21 protein-coding genes and 1 tRNA gene are annotated in these 22,870 nt (G+C 71.5%); 7 read left to right on the plus strand and 15 right to left on the minus strand.

The annotated features are described in order from the left end of the window. Positions 1–114: 114 nt before the first annotated feature. A tRNA-Gln gene (locus tag N798_RS11550) sits at positions 115–193 on the minus strand. A gap of 160 nt (positions 194–353) precedes the next feature. Here N798_RS11550 and N798_RS11555 point away from each other — a divergent pair. Beyond that, positions 354–950 carry a TetR/AcrR family transcriptional regulator gene (locus tag N798_RS11555; RefSeq protein ID WP_035948671.1) on the plus strand — a complete coding sequence of 199 codons (597 nt, stop codon included), beginning with the start codon at positions 354–356 and terminating at the stop codon, positions 948–950. Between the two features lie 6 nt (positions 951–956). Here N798_RS11555 and N798_RS11560 read toward each other — a convergent pair whose 3' ends face one another. Both N798_RS11560 and N798_RS11565 read right to left on the minus strand, forming a co-directional pair. Then, complete coding sequence (locus tag N798_RS11560; protein ID WP_035948673.1) at positions 957–1,343, minus strand: VOC family protein; 387 nt, start codon at positions 1,341–1,343, stop codon at positions 957–959. Continuing rightward, on the minus strand, positions 1,343–2,155 hold the full coding sequence (locus N798_RS11565) for a methyltransferase domain-containing protein (protein WP_035948743.1): 813 nt from the start codon (positions 2,153–2,155) through the stop codon (positions 1,343–1,345). Before N798_RS11565 ends, N798_RS11560 begins: the two co-directional genes overlap by 1 nt. Before the next feature lie 105 nt (positions 2,156–2,260). On the opposite strand from N798_RS11565, the gene N798_RS11570 reads away from it, so the two are divergent. Further along, positions 2,261–2,764, plus strand: a complete 504-nt coding sequence (locus N798_RS11570) for a MarR family winged helix-turn-helix transcriptional regulator (RefSeq protein ID WP_035948674.1) — start codon at positions 2,261–2,263, stop codon at positions 2,762–2,764. Positions 2,765–2,906: 142 nt separating this feature from the next. Here N798_RS11570 and N798_RS11575 read toward each other — a convergent pair whose 3' ends face one another. Next, positions 2,907–4,766 carry an ABC-F family ATP-binding cassette domain-containing protein gene (locus N798_RS11575; protein ID WP_035948676.1) on the minus strand — a complete coding sequence of 620 codons (1,860 nt, stop codon included), beginning with the start codon at positions 4,764–4,766 and terminating at the stop codon, positions 2,907–2,909. Further along, on the minus strand, positions 4,766–5,704 hold the full coding sequence (locus N798_RS11580; protein ID WP_035948677.1) for a 4-(cytidine 5'-diphospho)-2-C-methyl-D-erythritol kinase: 939 nt from the start codon (positions 5,702–5,704) through the stop codon (positions 4,766–4,768). Before N798_RS11580 ends, N798_RS11575 begins: the two co-directional genes overlap by 1 nt. 95 nt (positions 5,705–5,799) lie before the next feature. On the opposite strand from N798_RS11580, the gene N798_RS11585 reads away from it, so the two are divergent. Next, entirely contained in the window at positions 5,800–6,804 is a 1,005-nt protein-coding gene (locus N798_RS11585; RefSeq protein ID WP_035948678.1) for an NAD-dependent epimerase/dehydratase family protein, read from the plus strand. 101 nt (positions 6,805–6,905) lie between these two features. On the opposite strand, the gene rsmA is transcribed toward N798_RS11585, so the two are convergent. The 5 genes from rsmA to N798_RS11610 form a co-directional block, all read right to left on the minus strand. Beyond that, the gene (gene rsmA / locus N798_RS11590) at positions 6,906–7,769 is read right to left on the minus strand and encodes a 16S rRNA (adenine(1518)-N(6)/adenine(1519)-N(6))-dimethyltransferase RsmA (protein ID WP_035948680.1); all 864 of its coding nucleotides are present in this window, start codon (positions 7,767–7,769) and stop codon (positions 6,906–6,908) included. 142 nt (positions 7,770–7,911) lie between these two features. After that, positions 7,912–9,063 carry a resuscitation-promoting factor gene (locus tag N798_RS18925; protein WP_035948681.1) on the minus strand — a complete coding sequence of 384 codons (1,152 nt, stop codon included), beginning with the start codon at positions 9,061–9,063 and terminating at the stop codon, positions 7,912–7,914. Positions 9,064–9,339: 276 nt separating this feature from the next. After that, entirely contained in the window at positions 9,340–10,185 is an 846-nt protein-coding gene (locus tag N798_RS11600; protein WP_035948683.1) for a TatD family hydrolase, read from the minus strand. Then, entirely contained in the window at positions 10,182–11,984 is a 1,803-nt protein-coding gene (metG, locus tag N798_RS11605; protein ID WP_035948685.1) for a methionine--tRNA ligase, read from the minus strand. Before metG ends, N798_RS11600 begins: the two co-directional genes overlap by 4 nt. A 46-nt stretch (positions 11,985–12,030) precedes the next feature. Then, positions 12,031–12,822 carry a siderophore-interacting protein gene (locus N798_RS11610; RefSeq protein ID WP_035948744.1) on the minus strand — a complete coding sequence of 264 codons (792 nt, stop codon included), beginning with the start codon at positions 12,820–12,822 and terminating at the stop codon, positions 12,031–12,033. Between the two features lie 216 nt (positions 12,823–13,038). Here N798_RS11610 and N798_RS11615 point away from each other — a divergent pair, with 216 nt between their 5' ends. Both N798_RS11615 and N798_RS11620 read left to right on the plus strand, forming a co-directional pair. Further along, positions 13,039–13,656 (plus strand): DUF4126 domain-containing protein, encoded by a 618-nt coding sequence (locus N798_RS11615; protein ID WP_035948686.1) that lies wholly within the window; start codon positions 13,039–13,041, stop codon positions 13,654–13,656. Positions 13,657–13,704: 48 nt separating this feature from the next. Beyond that, positions 13,705–14,478: a CPBP family intramembrane glutamic endopeptidase gene (locus N798_RS11620; RefSeq protein WP_035948688.1), complete on the plus strand. Its 774-nt coding sequence runs from the start codon at positions 13,705–13,707 to the stop codon at positions 14,476–14,478. 75 nt (positions 14,479–14,553) lie between these two features. Here N798_RS11620 and N798_RS18150 read toward each other — a convergent pair whose 3' ends face one another. The 5 genes from N798_RS18150 to N798_RS11645 all read right to left on the minus strand — a co-directional run bounded on the left by N798_RS18150 (position 14,554) and on the right by N798_RS11645 (position 20,252). Next, entirely contained in the window at positions 14,554–14,898 is a 345-nt protein-coding gene (locus tag N798_RS18150) for a hypothetical protein (RefSeq protein WP_156971714.1), read from the minus strand. An 822-nt stretch (positions 14,899–15,720) separates the two neighbouring features. Then, complete coding sequence (locus N798_RS11630) at positions 15,721–16,464, minus strand: succinate dehydrogenase/fumarate reductase iron-sulfur subunit (protein ID WP_035948689.1); 744 nt, start codon at positions 16,462–16,464, stop codon at positions 15,721–15,723. 11 nt (positions 16,465–16,475) lie between these two features. After that, positions 16,476–18,503 carry a fumarate reductase/succinate dehydrogenase flavoprotein subunit gene (locus N798_RS11635; RefSeq protein WP_035948692.1) on the minus strand — a complete coding sequence of 676 codons (2,028 nt, stop codon included), beginning with the start codon at positions 18,501–18,503 and terminating at the stop codon, positions 16,476–16,478. 13 nt (positions 18,504–18,516) lie between these two features. Continuing rightward, entirely contained in the window at positions 18,517–19,224 is a 708-nt protein-coding gene (locus N798_RS11640; protein ID WP_035948694.1) for a succinate dehydrogenase cytochrome b subunit, read from the minus strand. A gap of 161 nt (positions 19,225–19,385) precedes the next feature. After that, positions 19,386–20,252 carry an aldo/keto reductase gene (locus N798_RS11645; RefSeq protein WP_035948697.1) on the minus strand — a complete coding sequence of 289 codons (867 nt, stop codon included), beginning with the start codon at positions 20,250–20,252 and terminating at the stop codon, positions 19,386–19,388. Positions 20,253–20,417: 165 nt separating this feature from the next. Here N798_RS11645 and N798_RS11650 point away from each other — a divergent pair, with 165 nt between their 5' ends. After that, positions 20,418–22,361 carry a hypothetical protein gene (locus tag N798_RS11650; RefSeq protein ID WP_035948700.1) on the plus strand — a complete coding sequence of 648 codons (1,944 nt, stop codon included), beginning with the start codon at positions 20,418–20,420 and terminating at the stop codon, positions 22,359–22,361. A gap of 55 nt (positions 22,362–22,416) precedes the next feature. Continuing rightward, positions 22,417–22,755 (plus strand): TraR/DksA family transcriptional regulator, encoded by a 339-nt coding sequence (locus N798_RS11655; RefSeq protein WP_035948701.1) that lies wholly within the window; start codon positions 22,417–22,419, stop codon positions 22,753–22,755. Positions 22,756–22,870: the final 115 nt, after the last annotated feature.

The following is a 22,870-nucleotide window of genomic DNA, read 5'->3' on the forward strand; positions in this document are numbered from 1 at the left end:
GCCGAGAGGTCGTGGCACGGGTGCCCTGCGCCGACCACGATGTCTGCCGCTCGGCGAAGAGTCGCACGAAGGGGACCGTGCGCGGGCGCGAACGCGCGAAACACGCCGTGAAGGCTCCCCGGGTAGGAGTCGAACCTACGTCGCTTGTCCTGATTCAAAGTCAGGCGGGCCCTGCCGGCAGACCAACCGGGGAACGATGCGCGCGGGCGAGCCCACGGCATACGACGCACAGGGTAGTTGACCCGTGGGGCACCTCACCGCGGTGCGCCCGGCGGGCACAGGGACCGCAGGGCACAATGGTGCGAGTGAGTCGAGACCAGGCCGCGCCCAAGGTGCGCACTCCGCGGGGGCGGATGACCGGAGCCCAGCGACGCGAGCAGCTCATCGGCATCGGCCGCCAGCTCTTCGCCAACCGGGGCTACGAGGCGACGACGGTCGAGGAGATCGCGAGCGTCGCCGGGGTATCGAAGCCGGTCGTCTACGAGCACTTCGGCGGCAAGGAGGGCCTGTATGCCGTCGTCGTCGACCGTGAGATCCAGTCGCTCCTCGGGGCGATCGCCGGGGCGCTGAGCTCCGAGGGCGGGTCACGCGCGCTGCTCGAGCGGGCCGCGACGGCGCTGCTCGACTACATCGAGTCCTCGACCGACGGGTTCCGGATCCTCGTGCGCGACTCGCCGCCCGGGCAGCAGACGGGCAACTTCGCCTCGCTCATGTCCGACGTCGCCTCGCAGGTCGAGCACCTGCTCGCGGCGCAGTTCACGAACAGGGGGCTCGACCCCAAGCAGGCGCCGATGTATGCGCAGATGCTCGTCGGCATGGTCGCGCTCACCGGACAGTGGTGGCTCGAGAACCCCAAGGCCAAGAAGCGCGACGTCGCCGCGGCGCTCGTCAACCTCGCGTGGAACGGCCTCACCGGCCTCGAGTCGAAGCCGACGATCAGCCACGCCTGACCGCGCTCAGACGGTGAAGTCGAGCTTGGGCGGCTGGACCTGCTGGAACTCGACCCGGTTGCCGACCGGGTCGTCGGTGTGGAAGCGCTGGACGCCCGGCACCTCGTGGTTCCAACGGACCTCTCCGCCGGCGCCCGCAACGGCCGCCGCCAGCGCCGCGACGTCGTCGACGCCGAAGCACGGGTGCGCCTTGCGCGCGGGCACGAACCCCTCCTCGACGCCGCAGTGCAGCTCCTGCTCGCCCGCTGCGAACCAGACCCCACCGCGAGCCGCGAGGATCGGCGGTTTGGGGATCTCGGGCAGTCCGCAGACGACGCCGTAGAAGTGGCGCAGGAGGTCCTCGGTGCCGGCCGGACAGGCGAGCTGCACGTGGTGCAGGCCGACGACGGCCATCAGCTCGTCGCCTTGCGGGCGACCGCGAAGACGCGGCGGAAGGGGAAGACGACCCCCACCTCGGTGCGGGGGTAGGCCTCGCGCAGCGCCGCGGCATACGGCTTGAGGAAGGCGTCGCGCTCCTCGCCCTCGGGAAGGATGTCGAGGACCGGGCGCAGGCCGGTGCTGCTCACCCAGTCGAGCACCGGGTCGTCGGACTCGCCGTCGGGGTCGAGGACGTGCGAGTAGACCGTCTCCCACGCGTCGACCCGCGTGCCGAGCCGGCTGAGGAAGGTGAGGTAGGTCTTGGGCTCGCCGACGGCCGGCAGGTCGAGCGCGGCGAGCAGCTCGTTGGCCCTGGCGTGCGTCGCCGCCGTCTCGCGCATGAGCGCGTGGCTGGGTGCGTCGAAGTTGTTGGGCACCTGGAGGGCGAGCCAGCCGCCGGGCGTGAGGGCCTCGACCCACGTCGGCAGCAGGTCGAGGTGGCCCGGCACCCACTGGAGGGTCGAGTTCGTGACGATGACGTCGGGAGCCTCGCCGAGCGAGGCCGGGTCCCAGTCCTTGAGGTCAGCCTGGACCCACTCGACCCGGTCGCCCGTGTCCAGCGCGCGAGCCGCCTCGAGCATCGACTCCGCCGCGTCGACACCGACGATGCGGGCCTCCGGCCAGAGCTCACCGAGCGTGAGGGTCGCCGGACCGTTGCCGCAGCCGAGGTCGACGACGAGGTCGGGGGCGTCGGCGCGGACCTGGGCGACGAGGTCGGCGAAGGGGCGGCTGCGCTGCTCCCCGAAGCGGGAGTAGGCCGCCGGGTCCCAGCTCGGCTGTGTGCGCATCATTGCTCCTCCTGCGGTCCCGTCGACCGGGATCGGCCGCTCGTCCCCACTCTGTCCCGTAGATATCTTGATGTCAAGATACTTGACGGGAGTACAGTCGCCCTCATGTCCGAGGATGACGTCGACCGTATCGTCTCGGCGTGGCGTCGCGAGCGTCCGGAGCTCGACGTCACCCCGCTCGAGATCCTCAGCCGCGTCTCGCGCCTGGCCCGCCGCCTCGACCTCGCGCGCGGAGCCGCCTTCAGCGAGCACGGGCTCGACAGCTGGGAGTTCGACGTCCTCTCGGCACTGCGCCGCGCAGGCCGGCCCTACGAGCTCTCCCCCGGCCAGCTCGTCGCCCAGACGCTCGTGACGAGCGGGACGATGACGAACCGGGTCGACCGCCTCCTCGCGCGCGGCTTCGTCGAGCGCCACCCCGACCCGCGCGACAGGCGCGGCGTCATCGTGCGGCTCACCCCCGCCGGCATGCAGACCGTCGACTCCGCGCTCGACGACCTCCTTACCCACGAGCGCGAGCTCCTCGCCGACCTGCCGACGGACGAGCGCGACGCCCTCGCCGCCCAGCTCCGCGTCCTCCTCACCCCCTTCGAGGGCGCGACGCACCCCTGACCCCCCTTGCGTCCGGCAAGGTGACGGCCTGGCCACCACAGTTGCGGACGCAAGCGGTGGGGACCCCGTTGCGTCCGGCAAGGTGACGGCCTGGCCACCACAGTTGCGGACGCAAGCGGTGGGTATGCCGGGTGGTCGCCTCTCAGGGCTCGAGGACGTCCGCGGCCTCGAGCCACTCGAGCTCGAGGGCCTCGCGCTCGTCGACGACCTCGCGCAGCTCGGCGTTGAGCTCGAGCACGGCCGCGTGGTCGGCGGCCTGCTCGGCCATCGCAGTGTGGATCCGCTCCTCGCGCTGGGCGAGGCGGGCGAGCTGCTTCTCGACGCGGGCCATGACCTTGCGCGCCTCGCGCTGCTCCGCCGGGCTCGCCACAGGTCCCGGCGCCTGTGCCGGCGGCCCACCCGACGACCCGGCACCCGGCGCCTCGGCACCCGAGGGGGCGGCGGAAGCGGAAGGGGACGGGACGGCATACGAGGGGGTGACGGTGGCACGGAGGCGGAGGTACTCCTCGACGCCGCCGGGCAGCTGGCGCACGCGGCCGTCGCCGAGGAGAGCGACCTGCTCGTCGGCGATGCGCTCGAGGAGGTAGCGGTCGTGCGAGACGACGAGCAACGTGCCCGCCCAGCCGTCGAGGACGTCCTCGAGCGCGGTGAGGGTCTCGATGTCGAGGTCGTTGGTCGGCTCGTCGAGGAGGAGCACGTTGGGCTCGTCCATGAGGATCCGCAGCACCTGGAGGCGGCGCCGCTCGCCGCCGGAGAGGTCGCGCACGCGGGTCTGCTGGCGCGGGCCGGGGAAGCCGAGTCGCTTGGCGAGCGTCGAGGCGGTGACCTCCTTGCCGGCGAGCACCGTGACCTTGCGGACCTCCTCGACGGCCTCGATGACGCGGGCGTCGGCGAGCCGGTCGAGCTCGCGCACCTCCTGGGTGAGGTGGCCGATGCGCACGGTGACGCCCTGCTTGCGCTTGCCCGAGGCGAGCGGGACCTCGCCCGCGAGCGCGCGCAGGAGCGTCGACTTGCCCGAGCCGTTGACGCCGACGATGCCGATGCGGGCGCCGGGGGCGAGGTGCCACGTGATCCGGTCGAGCAGCACGCGGTCGCCGACGGCCACCGACGCGTCGAGCAGGTCGATGACGTCCTTGCCGAGCCGGCTCGTCGCGAACGCCATGAGCTCGACGTCGTCGCGCAGCGGCGGCACGTCCTCGATGAGGGCGTTCGCGGCCTCGATGCGGAACTTCGGCTTGGACGTGCGGGCCGGGGCGCCGCGACGCAGCCAGGCCAGCTCCTTGCGGAGCAGGTTGTTGCGACGCTCCGCCGTGACGCGCGCCATCCGCTCGCGCTCCGCCTTGGCGAGGACGTATGCCGCGTAGCCGCCGTCGAAGCCGTTGACCTCACCGTCGACGACCTCCCACGTGCGGGTGGCGACGGCGTCGAGGAACCAGCGGTCGTGGGTGATGGCGACGAGCGCGTTGTCGGGGCGCGAGCGGTGCCGCACGAGGTGCTCGGCGAGCCAGGCAACGCCCTCGACGTCGAGGTGGTTCGTCGGCTCGTCGAGGAGCAGGACGTCCGGGTCGTCGACGAGCAGCCTGGCGAGGCCGAGCCGCCGGCGCTCGCCACCGGACTTGCCGGCGACGGTCGAGTCCAGCCCTCCGACGGCCGGGGCGTCGATGCCACCGAGGAGGCCGGTGAGGACGTCGCGCACCCGGGCATCGCCGGCCCAGACGTGCTCGGGGCGGTCGCCGAGGACCGCCTCGCGGATCGTCGCGTCGGGGTCGAGCGAGTCGTCCTGGGTGAGCACGCCGACGGTCGCGCCACCGAGCCGGGCGACCCGCCCGCTGTCGACGTCGCGCTCCCCCGCGAGGACGCGCAGGAGCGTCGTCTTGCCTCCCCCGTTGCGGCCGACGATGCCGATGCGGTCGCCGCCGGAGACACCGAGTGAGACGCCGTCGAGCACCTGGGCGGTGCCGAGCGCGAGGGCAGCGCGCTCGACCGAGATGAGGACGGCCACTAGTCGACCCGAGCGGGGATGACGTGCGCGCCGTGCACCGGCCCGACGGCCTTGCGGACCTCGCGGGCGGCTCCGGTGGCGGTGAGGGCGACGGTGAGGTCGATGGCCGCCTCGACGTCCTCGACGAGGAAGGCGACGGTGGGCCCGGACCCGGAGACGATGCCGCCGAGGGCACCGAACTCCATGCCGCTCTCGAGCAGCTCGCCGAGCTCGGGGCGCAGCGAGACCGCCGCCTCCTGGAGGTCGTTGGTGAGCTGCGGTGCGAGGGCGTGCGGGTCGCCGGTGCGCAGCGCAGCCATGAGCTGGGAGTTGGGCTCGGGCACGTCGGCGCGGGGCGAGGAGCCGTCGCGCAGCCGGTCGCACTCGGCATAGACCTCGGGGGTCGAGAGCCCGATGTCGCTGATCGCGAAGACCCAGTGGTAGCTGCCGCGGGCGAGCACCGGCGCCAGCCGCTCGCCCCGGCCGCTGCCCATTGCGGTGCCACCACGGATGAGGAAGGGCACGTCGGAACCCAGCTCGGCGGCATACTCCTCGAGCTCCTCGGTCGACAGGCCGAGCCCCCACAGCCGGTCGCACGCGACGAGGGTCGCGGCGGCGTCGGCGGAGCCCCCGGCCATGCCACCGGCGACCGGGATGCTCTTGTTGATCGAGATGTGCACCGCCGCGTCGATCGCGGTCTCGTCGGCGAGCAGCCGCGCCGCGCGCATCGCGAGGTTGCTTGAGTCGGTCGGGACGACGTCGGCATAGGGCCCGACGACGCTGCATCGCCACTCGTCGTTGATCGCGACGGTGACGTCGTCGTGGAGGTTCACCGCCTGGTAGACGGTCGAGAGCGCGTGGAAGCCGTCGTCACGCAACGGGCCGACGAGGAGCTCGAGGTTGACCTTGGCCGGGACGCGCACCGTCACGGGCGCAGGGTCCGTGTGGGCCGAGGTCATGCCGCCACCCTAACCACCGGCTCGGGGTGCTCCGTCATCCACGCTCTGCGCGAACACGCTGGCGTCGCAGGCTTCGGCCGGGGTCCACTGGCCGCATGCGACTCCTCGTGCTCGGTGGGACGGCGATGCTCGGACGCGCGGTGGCGGAGCGGGCGCTGACCGACGGCCACGAGGTCACCTGCCTCGCCCGCGGGGTGGCCGGATCGGCCCCCGACGGGGTGACGTGGGTGCGCGGCGACCGCGACGACGCCGACGGTCTCGACGGGGTGCTCGCCGGCCCGCGCTGGGACGCCGTTGTCGACGTCTCGCGCCAGCCCGGGCAGGTGCGACGCGCAGTCACCGCGCTCGAACCGGTCGCCGACCGCTTCGTCTTCGTCTCGACCGGCAACGCGTATGCCGTCCACTCCGGTCTCGAGACCGACGAGTCGGTGCCGCTCCTGCCGCCGCTCGACGGCGACGTCATGGAGGACATGAGCACCTACGGCCAGGCCAAGGTGACCTGCGAGGCCGCCGTGCTCGACGGCTTCGGCCCGGGGCGGACGCTCGTCGCGCGGGCCGGGCTCATCGGCGGGCCCGGCGACTGGTCCGGGCGGTCCGGCTGGTGGCCGTGGCGCTTCGCCCACCCCGTCGGCGGCGGGGGTGCGGTGCTCGCGCCTGACGACCCCGACCTGCCGATGTCGCTCGTCGACGTGCGCGACCTCGCGACCTGGCTGGTGCGCTGCGCCGCCGAGGGCACGTCCGGGATCTTCGACGCCGTCGGCGAGCCGAACACCCTCGGCGGGCTCCTCGGAGCCGCCCGCGACGTCGCCGGCCACTCGGGCCCCCTCGTCACGGCGTCGGCGTCGTGGCTCGCCGAGCACGGCGTGCAGGAGTGGATGGGCGAGGACAGCCTGCCCTTGTGGGTGAGCGACCCGGAGTGGCGTGGCTTCGGCGCCCACACCGGGGCTGCGGCCCGGGCTGTAGGGCTGGCCTGCCGGCCGGTGACGGAGACGCTCCGGGACGCCGCGGCATACGAGGAAGGTCGCGAGCCGGACGACCCGCGACGGTGCGGCCTCTCCGACGAGACCGAGCGACGGCTGCTCGCGCTCCTGGGCCACTGACCACCACCCACTCCGGTTCGCGAACGGACTCGCTGCTCGTGGGCCGGAACGATCCGGTTGGCGAGGGACGCGGCGGTTCGCGAACCGCCTTGCGCCGCTCGTCAGGCTCGCGCGGCAGCGTGGTGGGCGCTGGCGATCGCGGCGAACTGGTGCACGTCGAGCTGCTCGCCCCGTGTGCGGGGGTCGATCCCGGCGGCGACGAGCGCGTCCTCCGCGGCCTGCGCCGAGCCGGCCCAGGGCGCAAGGGCAGCGCGCAGGGTCTTGCGACGCTGGGCGAACGCGGCGTCGACGCACGCGAAGACCTGCTCGCGGGTGGCCGAGGTCTGCGGCGGCTCACGGCGCGTGAGCGAGACGAGCCCGGAGTCGACGTTGGGGACGGGCCAGAAGACCGAGCGGCTCACGTTGCCCGCGAGCGCGACGTCGGCATACCAGGCGGCCTTGACGCTCGGCACGCCGTAGGTCTTCGACCCGGGTGCGGCGGCGAGGCGCTCGGCCACCTCGAGCTGGACCATGACGAGGATCCGCTCGATCGTCGGGAAGCGCTCGAGGAAGCTGAGGACGACGGGCACCGAGACGTTGTAGGGCAGGTTGGCGACGAGCGCGGTCGGCGCCTCGCCGGGCAGCTCCTCGACGCGCAGGGCGTCTGCGTGCACGACGTCGAGACGGTCGGCGAGGTCCGGCGCGACGGTGTCGACGGTCTCGGGCAGTGCCTCGGCGAGCACCGGGTCGACCTCGACGACGGTGACGTGGCGGGCCACAGGCAACAGTGCGAGGGTCAGCGAGCCGAGCCCCGGACCGACCTCGACGACGACGTCCTCGGCGCCGATCCCGGCGACCCGCACGATCCGCTGGACGGTGTTGGCGTCGATGACGAAGTTCTGCCCCCAGGTCTTCGTGGGCCGGATGCCGAGGCGAGCGGCGAGCTCGCGGATCTGGGCGGCCCCGAGGAGCCCTGACGTCGACATGGTCGCCACCCTACGGCCGACCGGCGGCGCGGCGTGCACGCGCTCGCGGGCCCCGGGACACGGCTGAGGCCGGACCCCCTCACACGGGGTCCGGCCTCAGTCGGTGCGCCCGACAGCGTTCGGGCGGCGTGCCTGATGTGGGTCAGGCGGCGTGGGCGCAGCCCCACGGCTGCAGGCCGCGGTCGGCGTAGACACGGTTCGCCACCGTGATCTGCTCCGCGCGCGAGGCCAGGTCGGCGCGTGAGGCGAAGTCGCCACCGCCGGCACCGAGCCAGGTCCGGATGTCGAACTGGAGGCCGCCGTAGTAGCCGTTGCCGGTGTTGATCGACCAGTTGCCACCCGACTCGCACTGGGCGATGCGGTCCCACATCGCGGCGTTGGCGAGGTTGATGCCGGCCCCGGAGGTGTTGCCGGCGTCACGCGTGGTGGTCGTGGTGCTGGAGGGAGCCGGGGCCGGCTTCTCCTTGGTGCCGACGGCGACGACCTGGCTGACCGGCTGACGGGTGACCTTGCTCGAGAGCACCTTGGTGCCCTTGAGGACGCCGTCGAGGTAGGTGAGGCGCAGGTTGAGCGTCCGCGCGCCGGGCTTGCCCGCGGTGAGGACCTTCTTCTGGCCCTCGTAGAGGCTGGCGTCACGCTTGGTCACGGTGCCGAAGGCCACCGCCTCGCTGCGCGCAGCGGCCTTGACGTCGACCTTGGTCACGGCGATGGCGAGACCACGCGTGAGGAGCGCGTCGCGGCCAGGGGCCACGATGTCGTCGCGGTCCACGGCGACGCGGGCCTCGTTGAGCGCCTCGCCCACGGTGGTCGCGGACGTCGCGTAGGTCGTCGTCTTCTTGGCCAGCGTCACCGTGAAGGCCTTGGGGGTCGTCACCGTGAGCGACAGGCCCTGCCGGCCGATGGGCTGGGAGCGCGACGCGGAGAGCGTGGCGTTGGCACCCGCGCGGATGCCGAGGTCACGCAGGGCGGCGTCGACGGTCGTCGCGGTCGTCCAGTACTCCTTGGCGACGCCGTCGACCGTGACGGTGAGCTTGCGGCCGTAGCGGACCGAGATCTTGTCCCCGTCCTCGATAGGCGTGCCGAGCGAGGGGGTGACCTCGTCGTGCTCCCCGAGCTCGATGCCCTTCTTGTCGAGGGCGTCCCCGACGGTCGAGCCGAAGACGTGGAGGGACGAGGACGTGCCGTCGACCGAGAGGGCCACTGCCTTGTCGAGGTGGGCGACGCCGAACGATCCGGCGGCGACGGTCAGGGCGGCAGCACCTTGGGCGGCGAGACGCAGGGGACGAGAGATCAAGAGGGCTCCAGGGGTCGAACTCTCCGGACACCGGGAGGGGCGACACGTCCTCAGGGGAGACGCGCGGGGCCCCACAGGGGAAGGGTCCCGACAACAGGGAAGCGAGGTGCGCACGGGGTTCACTCCGGCGTCCTCGCCCCTGTCTTCGCCCGGAGCCCGGCTCCGGCCAACCCGAACACCTTCCCGAGAATCGGGCCAAAGGTCAAATTTTGGTAACGGTGACGTGCACCACGGGTGTCACGAGCGTGACTCCTGTGACTGGTGTGGTCGCAGCCCTCACGCCCAGGGTCCGTAGACGCGCTCGGAGTTCGCCGACAGTGCCTCGCACAGCGTCGGCACCGCGACACCGAGCGTCGCGGCCATCGCGCGCACGGTGAGCGGCACGAGGTGCGGCGCATTGACCGCGCCGCGGTGCGGGTGCGGCGTGAGGTAGGGCGCGTCGGTTTCGACGAGCAGCCGGTCGAGCGGTGTCACCGACAGCGCGTCACGCAGCCCGTGGGCGTTCTTGAACGTCACCGTGCCGGCGAAGGAGAGGTAGTAGCCGCGCTCGGCGCACTCCTGAGCCATCGTGAGGTCGCCCGAAAAACAGTGCAGCACAGTCGAACCCGGCGCACCCTCCTCCTCGAGCACCCGCAGGACGTCGGCATGGGCGTCGCGGTCGTGGATCTGCAGCGCCTTGCCGAGACGCTTCGCGAGGTCGATGTGCCAGCGGAAGCTGTCCTGCTGCACACCCTGCCCCTCGGGGCCGGTGCGGAAGTAGTCGAGACCGGTCTCCCCCACGACCCGGATCCTCGGGTGCCGGGCCAGCTCCTCGATCTCTGCGTATGCCGTCTCGAGACTCCCGCTCTCGGCGAGACCGGGCACCTCGTTGGGGTGGAGGGCGACGCCACCGAGCATCTCGGGGTAGGTGTCGACCATGACGACCGTCTGGCGCGCGGCCGGCAGGTCGCAGCCGATCTGGACGAGCCGGTCGACGCCGACCGCCTTGGCCCGGGCCACGAGGTCGGCGACGTCGACCGCCACGCCCTCGCGCTCGATGTCGAGGTGGGTGTGGTTGTCGACGACCGCGATGGGCAGCGGGTCCGGGAGGTCGGGGACCACCGACCGCGTCGGGGTGCTCACGACTGCTGGAGCCGCTCGAGCTCCTCCTCGACGACGGACTCGTCGAGCTTGGCGAAGACGCCCGTCGGCTTGGCGATGGGCGCGCCGACGGTGACCGGGCGCGACTCCCACCGCGGCGTCGACGAGTACTCCCCCGTGATGACGGGGTAGGTCCGGTCGCTGTCCTCGTCGAGCCCGGAGACCTCCTCGACGACCGGCATCGGCGAGAACTCGCCCTCCCCGCCGAGGAAGGCGTGCACCCGGTTCGACGCGTGCGGCAGGAACGGCGCGAGGATGGTGTTGAGGTCGCTCACGCACTGGATGAGCGTGTGCAGCACGGTGGCGAGCCGCTCGCGCTGGTCGTCGCCCTTGAGCTTGAACGGCTCGGTGTCGGAGACGTACTTGTTGACGTCACCGACCGCCCGCATCGCCTCGGCGACGGCGGCCTTGACCCGCTGGCGCGCGAGAAGGTCGCCGACCATGTCGAAGGCCGCGAGCGTCGCCGCCCGCACCGCCTCGTCGACCGGCTCGAGGGTGCCGGGCTGCGGGATCTCGCCGAAGTTCTTGGCGATCATCGCCCCGGTGCGGTTGACGAGGTTGCCCCAGCCGGCGACGAGCTCGGAGTTGTTGCGCTGCACGAACTCGGCCCAGGTGAAGTTGCTGTCCGCGTTCTCGGGACCCGCAGCGCAGATGAAGTAGCGGATGGGGTCGGGGCCGTAGCGCTCGAGCACCTCACGGATGCCGATGACGTAGTTGCGCGAGGTCGAGAACTGCTTGCCCTCCATCGTGAGGTACTCGCTGCTCACGACCTCGGTCGGCAGCTGGAGCTCCCCGAAGGTCCCCGGCTCGCCACCCTTGGCGCCGCGGCCGGCATACGCAAGCAGCTCGGCCGGCCAGATCTGCGAGTGGAAGGTGATGTTGTCCTTGCCCATGAAGTAGTAGGACCGGGCGTCCTCGGAGTTCCACCAGTCTCGCCAGCGGTCGTCGTCGCCGATGCGTCGCGCCCACTCGATCGACGCGGAGAGGTAGCCGATGACCGCGTCGAACCAGACGTAGAGCCGCTTGCCGGGATAGCGCTCGGCGAGCTCGCCGGGCAGCGGGATGCCCCAGTCGATGTCGCGGGTCATCGCGCGCGGGCGGATGTCGTCGAGGATGTTGAGGCTGAACTTGATGACGTTGGGCCGCCACGTGCCGCTCGCCTCGCGTCCCTCGAGCCACGAGCGCAGGGCGTCGGCGAGCGCGGGCAGGTCGAGGAAGTAGTGGTCGGTCTCGGTGAACTCCGGCGTCGCGCCGGTGACCTTGCTCCGCGGGTTCTCGAGGTCGCTCGGCTCGAGCTGGTTGCCGCAGTTGTCGCACTGGTCGCCGCGCGCCTCCTCGTAGCCGCAGATCGGGCAGGTGCCCTCGATGTAGCGGTCGGGCAGGGTGCGGCCGGTGCTCGGCTCGAGCGCGACGAGCTGCTGCTGGACGACGAAGTAGCCGTTGTCGAGGCAGCGGCTGAACATCTCCTGGACGACGTGCTCGTGGTTGGCGGTCGTCGTGCGGGTGTAGAGGTCGTAGGAGCAGCCGAGGTCGGCGAGCTCGTTCGCGATGACCGCGTGGTTGCGGTCGACGAACTCCTGCGGCGTCACGCCCTCCTTGTCGGCGAGGACGAGGATCGGGGTGCCGTGCTCGTCGCTGCCGCTCACCATGAGGACGTCGTGCCCGGCCATCCGCATGTAGCGGCTGAACACGTCGGAGGGCACACCGAACCCGGCCACGTGGCCGAGGTGGCGCGGACCGTTGGCATACGGCCAGGCGACAGCGCTGAGGATCTTGGTCACCGGTGAATCCTAGGCGGCGCCGCTTCCCTGCCCGTATGCCGTCCGCTCACCTCGCGGCCTCGCTGGCGGCGAGCTCGGACTTCCAGTCGCGGAAGCCCTCCTCGGTGCGGCCCAGACGCCAGTAGCCCGAGACCGACACCTGGTGGCGGTCGAGGCCTCGCTCGCGCAGGAGGTACGGGCGCAGCCCGTGCATGACCGCGCCCCCCTCGCCGTGGACGAAGACCTGCACGCGACCGGCGCGCCACTCGAGTGCCCGCACCGACTCGACGAGGTCTCCACCGTCCGCACGATGCACCCAGGTCACCGAGGCGCCGGCGGGCAGCACGAGCTCCGGGTGGTGCGCCGAGTCGTCGACCAGCAGGACGACCTCCGCCACCGCGTCGGGGCGCAGGGCGTGGAGGGCCGCCGTGATCGCGGGGATGGCGGACTCGTCGCCGGCGAGCAGGTGCCAGTCGGCATCCGGGTCCGGTCGGTAGCCCCCACCGGGACCGTTGGCCAGGAGCGTGTCGCCGGGCTGCGCCGCGGCTGCCCACGGGCCCGCGACGCCCTCGTCGCCGTGGACGACGAAGTCGATCGCCACGGTGCCGGCCGCCACGTCAGGGAAGAGAGCCGTGTAGGTGCGCACGACCGGCAGGTCCTCGGGCGGGATGGTTCCGCGCAGGGCGCGCAGGTCGAGCGGCTCTGGGTAGACCACCCCGGGCCTGGGGAACACGAGCTTGACGTAGCGGTCGGTCGCGTCGCTGCCCTCGAACGCCGAGAGGTCGTCGCTGTGGAACCACACCCTCCGCAGGCGCGGGGTCAGCTGTTCGGTGCTCGTGACGGTGAGGTGGGTGGGCAACGTGGACTCCTGGGTGCGGGCGATCTCCGAGGGCTCCAACGCCCAACGAGCCGCCGGGCTTCCCGCCGACCCCGCCGGATCCGGACGTTCCGCACGCGGGACCACACGGCATACGTCGTCGTGGGTGGGAGCGCAGGGGAATGTCGCCGCCCCGTTTCCAGTAGACATGTCCTGAGACGGCGTGCACTGTGCGCCGCCGAACCAGGAGGTCGACACGTGATCGCCGCACTCACCGGCATGGGGCTGTCCGCCGCGGCAGGCCTCAACGCCTACATCCCGTTCATGATCGTCGCCCTCGTCGCGCGGTTCACCGACGTCATCACCCTGCCGTCGGGCTTCGAGTGGATCGAGTCGCCGTGGGCCATCGGCGTCGGCGCCGTCCTCCTCCTCACCGAGCTCGTTCTCGACAAGATCCCCGCGATCGACACCGTCAACGACGCGATCCAGACCTTCATCCGCCCGAGCATGGGTGGGCTCATCTTCGCCGCGACGACGGCTGCCGAGGACCTCGACAGGTCGACGTGGATGGCCGACAACCCGTGGGTCGGCGTCGTCCTAGGCATCGTCGTCTCGGGTCTGGTGCACTCGGGCAAGATGGCGGCCCGACCGGCCATCAACGCCGGAACCCTCGGCGCCGGGGCCCCCGTCGTGTCGACGGCCGAGGACGGCGCCTCCCTCGGGCTCTCGCTCGTCGCGATCTTCATCCCGCTCCTCGTCATCGTCGCGCTCATCGCCCTGGCCTGGCTGCTCGTCTGGCTCTGGCTCAAGGTCCGGCGCTGGCGCAAGCGGCGCGAGACACGGCTCGGGCCCGACACGGCATACCCACGGGTCTGAGACCGTCCTCCCAGCGGACGTCCACGTCGGCTGCATAGGCTGCGCGGCATGGAGGCCCCTGTCGAGCAGCGCGCGCTGAGCCGGCGCGACCTCCTCGCCGAGACCTGGCTCGTCCTCGGCGTCTCGCTCGGCGCCTCGGCGATCTGGAGCGCACTGTCGCTCGCGCGCAAGCTCACCGCCGGCAAGCCGCTCGGCGCGCAGACGACGGCGATGAACTCCTCGGTGACCCCGGACCGCCCGTGGCTGGACCTCCTCCACCAGCTCGCCGGCATCGGCCTCGCGCTCGTGCCCGTCGTGCTCGCTCTGCACCTGCTCTCGCGCGACGACGTGCGAGCCCGCTTCGCGATCGGCTGGGACGCGACGCAGCCGGCGCGCGACCTCGTGCGAGGACTCGGTCTCGCGGCGCTCATCGGCCTCCCCGGACTCGCCCTGTATGCCGTCGCGCGCGCCCTCGACCTCAACACCACCATCGCGGCCGCGAACCTCGCCGAGACGTGGTGGGCCGTGCCCGTGCTCGTCCTCGCCGCCGCCCAGAACGCCGTGCTCGAGGAGGTCGTCATGGTCGGCTACCTCTTCACCCGCTGGGCGCAGGCGGGGTGGTCGACGTGGCGGATCATCGTGCTGTCAGCGATGATCCGCGGCGCCTACCACCTCTACCAGGGATTCGGCGGGTTCGTCGGCAACGTCGTCATGGGGCTCGTCTTCGGGTTGCTCTACACCCGGACGAAGCGTGTGGGTCCGCTCGTCGTCGCGCACACGGTGCTCGACGTCGTCGCCTTCGTCGGCTACGCCCTCCTCAAGGACCGCGTCGGCTGGCTCTGACCCTTCACATTCGCGCCATCCCGCCACCAGTCGGGGGGCGAGTGACGAGTCGGGGCTCGCTGCGCTCCCGACTCGTCACACAGCTCCCGACTCGTCGTCGAACCACGTCGAGCGACGCTCCGGCAGGACGCCCTTGTCGGCGAGGATGGCGAGCAAACGCGGCGGATGACGCAGGTCCGTCCACACCCACCGCGCCACCTGGGTCCGGCGCCGAAGACGGTCCTCGCGCTGCTTCTCGGCCCAGAGCACCCGCCCCGCCTCCTCGTGACTGGCTCCGACCGGTATGCGGTACTTGACCCGTCCGTCGAACTCGCCGACCGCCCCCTCCCATCCGAAGTCCACATCACCGATGTGACCGTCGGCATCAGAGAACGAGACCTGCAACCGCGGCTTGGGGATGAGCAGGCGGAACATCAGCACGCGTGAGAGGCTCTCCCCCGGAGACATGCTCAGTCCGTCGGCGAGCGCCACCACCGTTGCGGCACAGGCACGACCGCGAGCCCGTCGCGGCACCAGGTCGAGCTCTGCTGCGAGGTCGTCGCGGGTGCACATCCCGTGCCGGAGGCAGTAGTCCGCCGCAGTGACCGCATCCTCCAGCGTGCCGTACCGCGCGAGGTCGACCACCGTCCGCGCCGGCGGAGTGACCAGCAGCCCGTTCACCCTCACCGCGTCGGCCTCGGCACCCAGCAGCGGACGGAGAACCGACGACCCGCTGACCCCTCGGCGCGTCACAAGGTGTCGCACCGTGCCCGGCCACGCGCTGATCCGTGGAAGCCCCCAAGCCGCGGCGGCGGACTCCCCCGCGAACGTCACCGACTCCCCCGACGGGTGGGTTCGCATCGTGGCGTGCACGAGGGCGGCATGTCGGTCGACGGGCGCGAGGGAGTCAAAGGCACCTTCCGGCAACCACACGCCGGTGCGCACCTGCCGCCATCCACCGCGGTTCGGTTCGGTCCCCACCCGCCGTAGGTCCCCGGTCCTGGACAAGCGGCTTGGGTCGAACGGAGGGTGACGAGGCGGGCCGAGCATGTCCCGAGGATGGCAGGCGTCGCCGGTCCTGCCGCGGAGTTGTCCCCAGCCCTCACCAGTCGGGGGATGTATGACGAGTCGGGGCTCGCGGGGGCCCCGACTCGTCATACAGGTCCCGACTGGTCGCCAGCGGAACGGCGACCGGGCCGGGAACGAGAGCACCCGGCATACCGGGGGTTTCTCGGTGTGCCGGGTGCTCGAGGTTTAGTCGGCTCAGCGACCGTGCTGGAGCGCGGTGCGCAGGTCCATGTTGAGCTGGCTGATGACGTCCTGCGGGATGCCCTTGGGGCAGGCCTGCGAGCAGGCGCCCACGTTGGTGCAGCCGCCGAAGCCCTCGTGGTCGTGCTGGTTGACCATCGAGACGACGCGAGCGTCGCGCTCGGGCTGACCCTGGGGCAGCTCGCCGAGGTGCGTGACCTTGGCGCCCATGAAGAGCATCGCGCTCGCGTTGGGGCAGGCCGCGACGCACGCGCCGCAGCCGATGCACTCGGCGGCCATGAAGGCGCGGTCGGCGTTGTCCTTGGGGACCGGGGTCGCGTGCGCGTCCGGGGCCGAGCCGGTGTTGGCCGAGATGAAGCCGCCCGACTGGATGATCCGGTCGAACGAGCCGCGGTCGACGACGAGGTCGCGCACGATCGGGAACGCCTCGGCGCGCCACGGCTCGACGGTGATCGTCTCGCCGTCCTTGAACGAGCGCATGTGCAGCTGGCACGTCGTCGTCCGCTCGGGGCCGTGCGCGTGGCCGGAGATCATGAGGCCACACATGCCGCAGATGCCCTCGCGGCAGTCGCTGTCGAACGCGATCGGCTCCTCGCCCTTGGCGTTGAGCTCCTCGTTGAGGACGTCGAGCATCTCGAGGAAGGACATGTCCGGGCTGATGTCCGACACCCGGTAGGTGACGAGCCGGCCCTTGTCGTCGGGGCCGGACTGGCGCCAGATCTTGAGGGTGAGGTTCATGAGGCCACTCATTACTTGTAGCTCCGCTGCTTCAGTTCGATGAACTCGTACACGAGGTCTTCCTTGTGGAGGACCGGGGCGCCCATGCCGGCGCCGAAGGACGACTCCTCGCCCTCGTCGGTGGCCGGCGTGAACTCCCACGCGGCGACGTAGGCGAACTCGTCGTCGTGGCGCAGGGCCTCGCCGTCCTCGGTCTGGCTCTCGGCCCGGAAGTGGCCGCCGCAGGACTCGCGACGGTGCAGGGCGTCGATGCACATGAGCTCGCCGAGCTCGAGGAAGTCGGCGACGCGGCCGGCCTTCTCGAGCGACTGGTTGAGGGTGTCGGCCGCACCGAGGACCCGCACGTTGCGCCAGAACTCGGCGCGCAGGCCGCGGATGAGGTCGATGGCCTTGAGCAGGCCCTCCTCGGTCCGCTCCATGCCGCAGTACTCCCACATGATGTTGCCGAGCTCGCGGTGGAAGCTGTCGACGCTGCGCTCGCCGTTGATGCCGAGGAGGCGCTGGGTGCGCTCCTCGACGGCCCGGCGGGCCTCGAGCACCGACGGGCTCTCCTCGGTGAGGTCGAGCTTCGGGGCCTTGGCGAGGTAGTCGCGGATCGTGTTGGGGAGGACGAAGTAGCCGTCGGCGAGGCCCTGCATGAGGGCGGACGCGCCGAGGCGGTTGGCCCCGTGGTCGGAGAAGTTCGCCTCACCCGTGACGAAGAGACCCTGGATCGAGGACTGCAGGTCGTAGTCCACCCAGAGGCCACCCATCGTGTAGTGCACGGCCGGGTAGATCCGCATGGGCGTCTTGTAGGGGTCCTCGCCCGTGATCCGGGCGTACATGTCGAAGAGGTTGCCGTACTTCGTGCGCACCGCGTCCTCGCCGAGGCGCGAGATGGCGTCGGCGAAGTCGAGGTAGACGCCACGACGGAAGTCGCCGACGACCGGGCCGACGCCGCGTCCCTCGTCGCAGACGTTCTTGGCCTGGCGCGAGGCGATGTCGCGGGGCACGAGGTTGCCGAAGGCGGGGTAGATCCGCTCCAGGTAGTAGTCGCGGTCCTCCTCCTTGATCTCGCGCGGGTCCTTGTCGCAGTCCTCGCGGTTCTTCGGTACCCAGATGCGGCCGTCGTTGCGCAGCGACTCGGACATGAGCGTGAGCTTCGACTGGTGCTCACCGGAGACCGGGATGCACGTCGGGTGGATCTGCGTGTAGCAGGGGTTGCCGAAGTAGGCGCCCTTGCGGTGCGCGCGCCACGTCGCCGTGACGTTGGAGCCCATCGCGTTGGTCGAGAGGAAGAAGACGTTGCCGTAGCCACCGGAGGCGAGCACGACCGCGTCGGCGAGGTGGGTCTCGATCTCACCGGAGACGAGGTCGCGGACGATGATGCCGCGGGCGCGGCGGTCGGCGCCCTCGCCGTCGACGATGACCTCAAGCATCTCGTGGCGGGTGAACTGCTCGACCGTGCCGGCGGCGACCTGGCGCTCGAGGGCCTGGTAGGCGCCGATGAGGAGCTGCTGCCCCGTCTGGCCGCGGGCGTAGAACGTGCGCGACACCTGGACGCCACCGAACGAGCGGTTGTCGAGGAGGCCGCCGTACTCGCGGGCGAACGGGACGCCCTGCGCGACGCACTGGTCGATGATGTTGGCGCTCACCTCGGCGAGGCGGTAGACGTTGGTCTCGCGCGAGCGGTAGTCGCCGCCCTTGACCGTGTCGTAGAAGAGGCGCTGGACGGAGTCGCCGTCCTCCTTGTAGTTCTTCGCGGCGTTGATGCCACCCTGCGCGGCGATCGAGTGCGCACGACGCGGGGAGTCCTGGAAGCAGAAGGACTTCACGTGGTAGCCGGCCTCGCCGAGGGTCGCGGCGGCGGCGCCACCGGCGAGCCCGGTGCCGACGATGATCACCGACATCTTGCGTCGGTTGGCCGGGTTGACGAGCGAGGCCTCGAACTTGCGCCGCGTCCACTTCTGCTCGATGGGGCCGTCCGGCGCCTTGTGGTCGCGGATGGCCGCGCCCTCGGTGTAGATGCCCTGGACGAGTCCGGTGTTGTTCTCGGTCATGGTTCGCGACACCTCAGTTGATCAGGTCGAAGGCGATGGACAGCGGCGGGATGAGGAAGCCGACGACGACGACCAGCGCGATGACGAGGCCGGCCGTGCGGGCCCGGGCCCGCGCCTTCGGGGTCCCGGTCCAGCCGAGCGTCTGCTGCGCGCTGTAGACGCCGTGGAGCAGGTGCATGAAGAGCGCGACCATCGCGGCGACGTAGATGAGGACCATCCACCACACCTCGAAGCTCGCGACGACGAGCTGGAAGGGGTTGGCCGTGACGTCGGGCCCCTGCTTGTCGGCGTTCGGCGAGATCTTGACGATCGTGAAGTGCAGCAGGTGCCACACGACGAAGAGGAGGAGGAACGTCCCGCCCCAGCGCATCCACTGCGACGTCGCCGCGCTCTTGACGGCCGCGTACTTCGTGCGACGCGCGGCGCCCGCCCGGCTCCAGAGGGTGTAGGCGGCATACGCGTGCCCGACGAGCGAGACGATGAGCACGACCCGCACGATCCACAGCAGACCGCCGTAGGGGAGCATCGGCTCGCCGAAGGTCCGCAGGTGCTCCGCGTAGGTGTTGAACGCCTCCTCTCCCCAGAGCGCCTTGAGGTTTCCGTACATGTGGAGCAGGAGATATCCGACGAAGACCAGGCCGGTCACTGCCATGAGCAGCTTGAGCGCGATCGTCGTGCTCCGCGCCGTGGTCCCGCGCGGGGAGAGCGTCGTCGTGGGCATGGACGAAAGGTACCCCGCCCCTTGACACCGCACCTTCTCAGGGAGACCTAACTCCCGTGTGAGATTCGCACGTTACCGAGGGGTATGCCGGCGCACGCAGATCGTGGACCCACGCCCCGCCCTCCCGTACCCGGCTCCTCCGGCCAACCCGGGTCCTCCGGTCACCCGTCAAGCCGCGCGAGCTCCTCGTCGGTGAGCTCGAGGTCGGCGGCGGCCGCGGAGTCGGTGATCGACTGCGGTCGCTTGGCCCCGGGGATGGGGATGACGACCGGCGACTGCGCGAGCTCCCACGCGAGCGCGACCTGCTGGGCGCTCACCCCGTGGTCGCGGGCGACCTCGGCGAAGGCGGGGTACTTCTCCGCGAGGTCCTTGGCGTCACCGAGGCCACCCAGCGGGCTCCACGGCAGGAACGCCAGGCCGAGCTCCTCGCAGACGTCGATCTCGGGTCGGCTGCTGCGGAACGCCGGGCTGAACTGGTTCTGGACGCTCACGAGGGCGTCGCCCAGGACGGTGTGCGCGGCGCGGATCTGCTCCGGGTTCGCGTTGGACAGGCCGACCCGTGCGACCTTGCCGCTGTCGGCGACCTCCTTGAGGGTGCCGATGACCTCGTCGTAGGGGACGTCAGGGTCGGGCCGGTGGTGCTGCCAGAGCGCGAGCTGCTCGACGCCGAGCCGCTCGAGGCTGGCGTCGACCGCTCGGTGCAGGTGCGCGGGCGAGCTGTCGGTGTCCCAGCCGCCGCCCTCGGTGCGGACGTGGCCGCCCTTGGTGGCGAGGAGGACGCGGTCGCGCACCCCCAGCTCGTCGAGGATCGAGGCGATGAGCCGCTCGTTCTCGCCCTGGGCGTCGGCGCCCTTCTCGTCGCCCGGGCCGTAGGCGTCGGCGGTGTCGAAGAGCGTCACGCCGGCGTCGAGCGCGGCGGTGACCGTGTCGAGCAGCTGCTGACGGGGCTGGCTCCCCGTCTGGTCGAAGGTCATGAGGCCGAGGCCGATCGCGCCGACCTGGGTGTTGCCGAGTGCTCGTGTCTGCATGCCTCCCAACCTAACGAGCGCGGCAGACATCTCGGCCCGGGGCGACGGCCGACCTCGGGTGGGCGGCGCGAGGGCGGCCACCCGATCGGGCTGTGGCGCGTGTCACAGACCGCTGGCATGCTGGCGGTCGAGGCATCGGCGCCTCGTCGGCGAAAGGCGTTGCTCATGCCCCACCTCCCCGCTCCCCGACCGCAGCGCGCCCGACGCCTGCTCGCACTGCTCGCGACGGGCACGCTCGCCCTCGCCGCAGCGCTCGTCACCGGACCGGCCGCCGGTGCGGCCGCGGGCGCAGCTCCCGCTGTGGCCCGAGGAGTGGCTGCGGCTCCGCCGGCTCCGATCGCCGACCTCGGCCCCCGGGTCGTCGTCTTCGACCCGTCGATGACGGTCGCGGAGATCCAGGCGCGGGCCGACGCCATCCACGCCCAGCAGGTCGACGACGAGATGGGAAGCGCCCGCTGGAGCCTGCTCTTCCGCCCGGGGACCTACGGCAGCGCCACCCAGCCGCTCCAGATCAAGGTCGGCTACTACACCGAGGTCGCAGGGCTCGGCGCCTCGCCGTCGGACACCGTCATCAACGGCAAGGTCGAGGTCTACAACCGCTGCCTGCCCGAGGCGCCCAGCCAGCCCTACTGCGTGGCGCTCAACAACTTCTGGCGCTCGCTGTCCAACCTCACCATCCAGGTCAACGGCGCCGGCCAGGACGGCTGCCGGGCCTCGGCGAACTTCTGGGCGGTCTCGCAGGCGTCGTCGATGAGGCGGGTCGACGTGCGCGGCGGCAACCTCTCGCTCATGGACTACTGCACCGCCGGGCCGCAGTTCGCCAGCGGCGGCTTCATCGCGAACGCGCGGACCGAGTTCGTCATCAACGGGTCGCAGCAGCAGTGGATCACCCGCAACTCCGAGCTGGGCGGCTGGTCGAACGGCGTCTGGAACCAGGTCTTCGCCGGCACCGTCGGCGCTCCGTCGGAGCAGGGCTTCCCCAACCCGCCCTACACGACGCTCGAGCGCACACCGGTGAGCCGCGAGAAGCCCTACCTCTGGGTCGATGGGTCCGGCGCCTGGCAGGTGCAGGTGCCCGCGGCGAGGTCCGAGTCACGTGGCACCGACTGGGCCGGAGGAGCGACGTCGGGGCGGACCCTGCCGCTCTCCGCCTTCCACGTCGCGACACCGGCGGACTCGGCGACCGAGCTCGCGAGCCAGCTCGCCCGTGGCAAGCACCTGCTCCTCACCCCGGGCATCTACGACGTCGACCGCAGCCTCGTCATCCGTCGTGACGACACGGTCGTCCTCGGCATGGGTCAGGCCACGCTCACGGCCGTCGGCGGAGCGGTGCCGATCGTCGTCGAGCGGCGGGCGCAGGGCGTCGTCGTCGCCGGAGTGACCATCGACGCCGGCACGACGTTGTCGCCGGCCCTCATGCAGGTGGGCCGACCGGGACCGGCCGCGGCGAGCGGGACGGGACCGGCCGGCATACCGAGCACGACCCTGAGCGACGTCTACTTCCGGGTCGGCGGACCCCACGTCGGCAAGGCCGACGTCTCGCTGCAGGTCGACGCCGACGACGTCCTCATCGACCACGCGTGGGTGTGGCGCGCGGACCACGGCATCGAGGCGTTCACGGCCGGCGCCGTCGGCGACACCGACCGCTGGCGCACCAACACCGGCCGCGTCGGACTCGTCGTCAACGGCGACCGGGTGCGCGCGACGGGCCTCTTCGTCGAGCACTACCAGCAGCACAACACGATCTGGAACGGCGAGGACGGCGAGGTCGTGCTCTACCAGAACGAGCTGCCCTACGACCCGCCGAGCCAGGCGGACTGGAACCGGCCCGACGGCACCCGCGGGTGGACCGGCTACAAGGTCGCCGACGACGTGACCCGGCACCGGCTCTACGGCGGCGGGGTCTACGTCTACAACCGCAACGACCAGTCAATCGTCACCGAGCGCGGGTTCCAGGTCCCGGAGCGCGAGGGCGTGCGTCTGCACCACGTGCTCACGGTCAACCTCGACGCGGGCGCGATCGAGCACGTCGTCAACGACGTGGGTGACCGGGTCGACAGCACGCGGTCGGGACAGCCGAGCTACGTCGTCGACTACCCCGTGCCGTGACGGACGCCTGACGTCGCGGCTTGGGCTGTCGGCGGGCGGTGCGACGCTTGGCGTCATGATCGGATTCCGTGACGCACTCGAGGACGACCGTCGGGTGACCCTCGACCGGCTCGCCGCGCTCACCGGCGACTTCGACCGGATCGTCGAGGCCTCGCGCGACAGCAACGCCGACGACGAGCACGACCCCGAGGGCGCGACGATTGCCTTCGAGCGCTCGCAGGTCGACGCCCTCGCCCAGCAGGCACGCAGCCACCTCGACGAGGTCGACGCCGCGCTGTCCCGGCTCGGCGACGGCAGCTACGGCACGTGCGAGCGGTGCGGCAACGAGATCGCGGCCGCGCGCCTCGAGGCCCGCCCGACGGCGAGGACCTGCGTCACCTGCCCCCGTCCCTGAACGGCACGAACCGGTTCGCGAACCGGCCCGGCGCTCGTGAGCCGGTTCGAACCGGTTCTCGAGCGACGCCAGGGTTCGCGAACCGCATGTCGGCCTCCCCCTGTCCGGGTGGCGC

It is taken from the genome of Knoellia flava TL1 (assembly GCF_000768675.1).
In the GTDB taxonomy this organism is placed as follows: Bacteria; Actinomycetota; Actinomycetes; order Actinomycetales; family Dermatophilaceae; genus Knoellia; species Knoellia flava.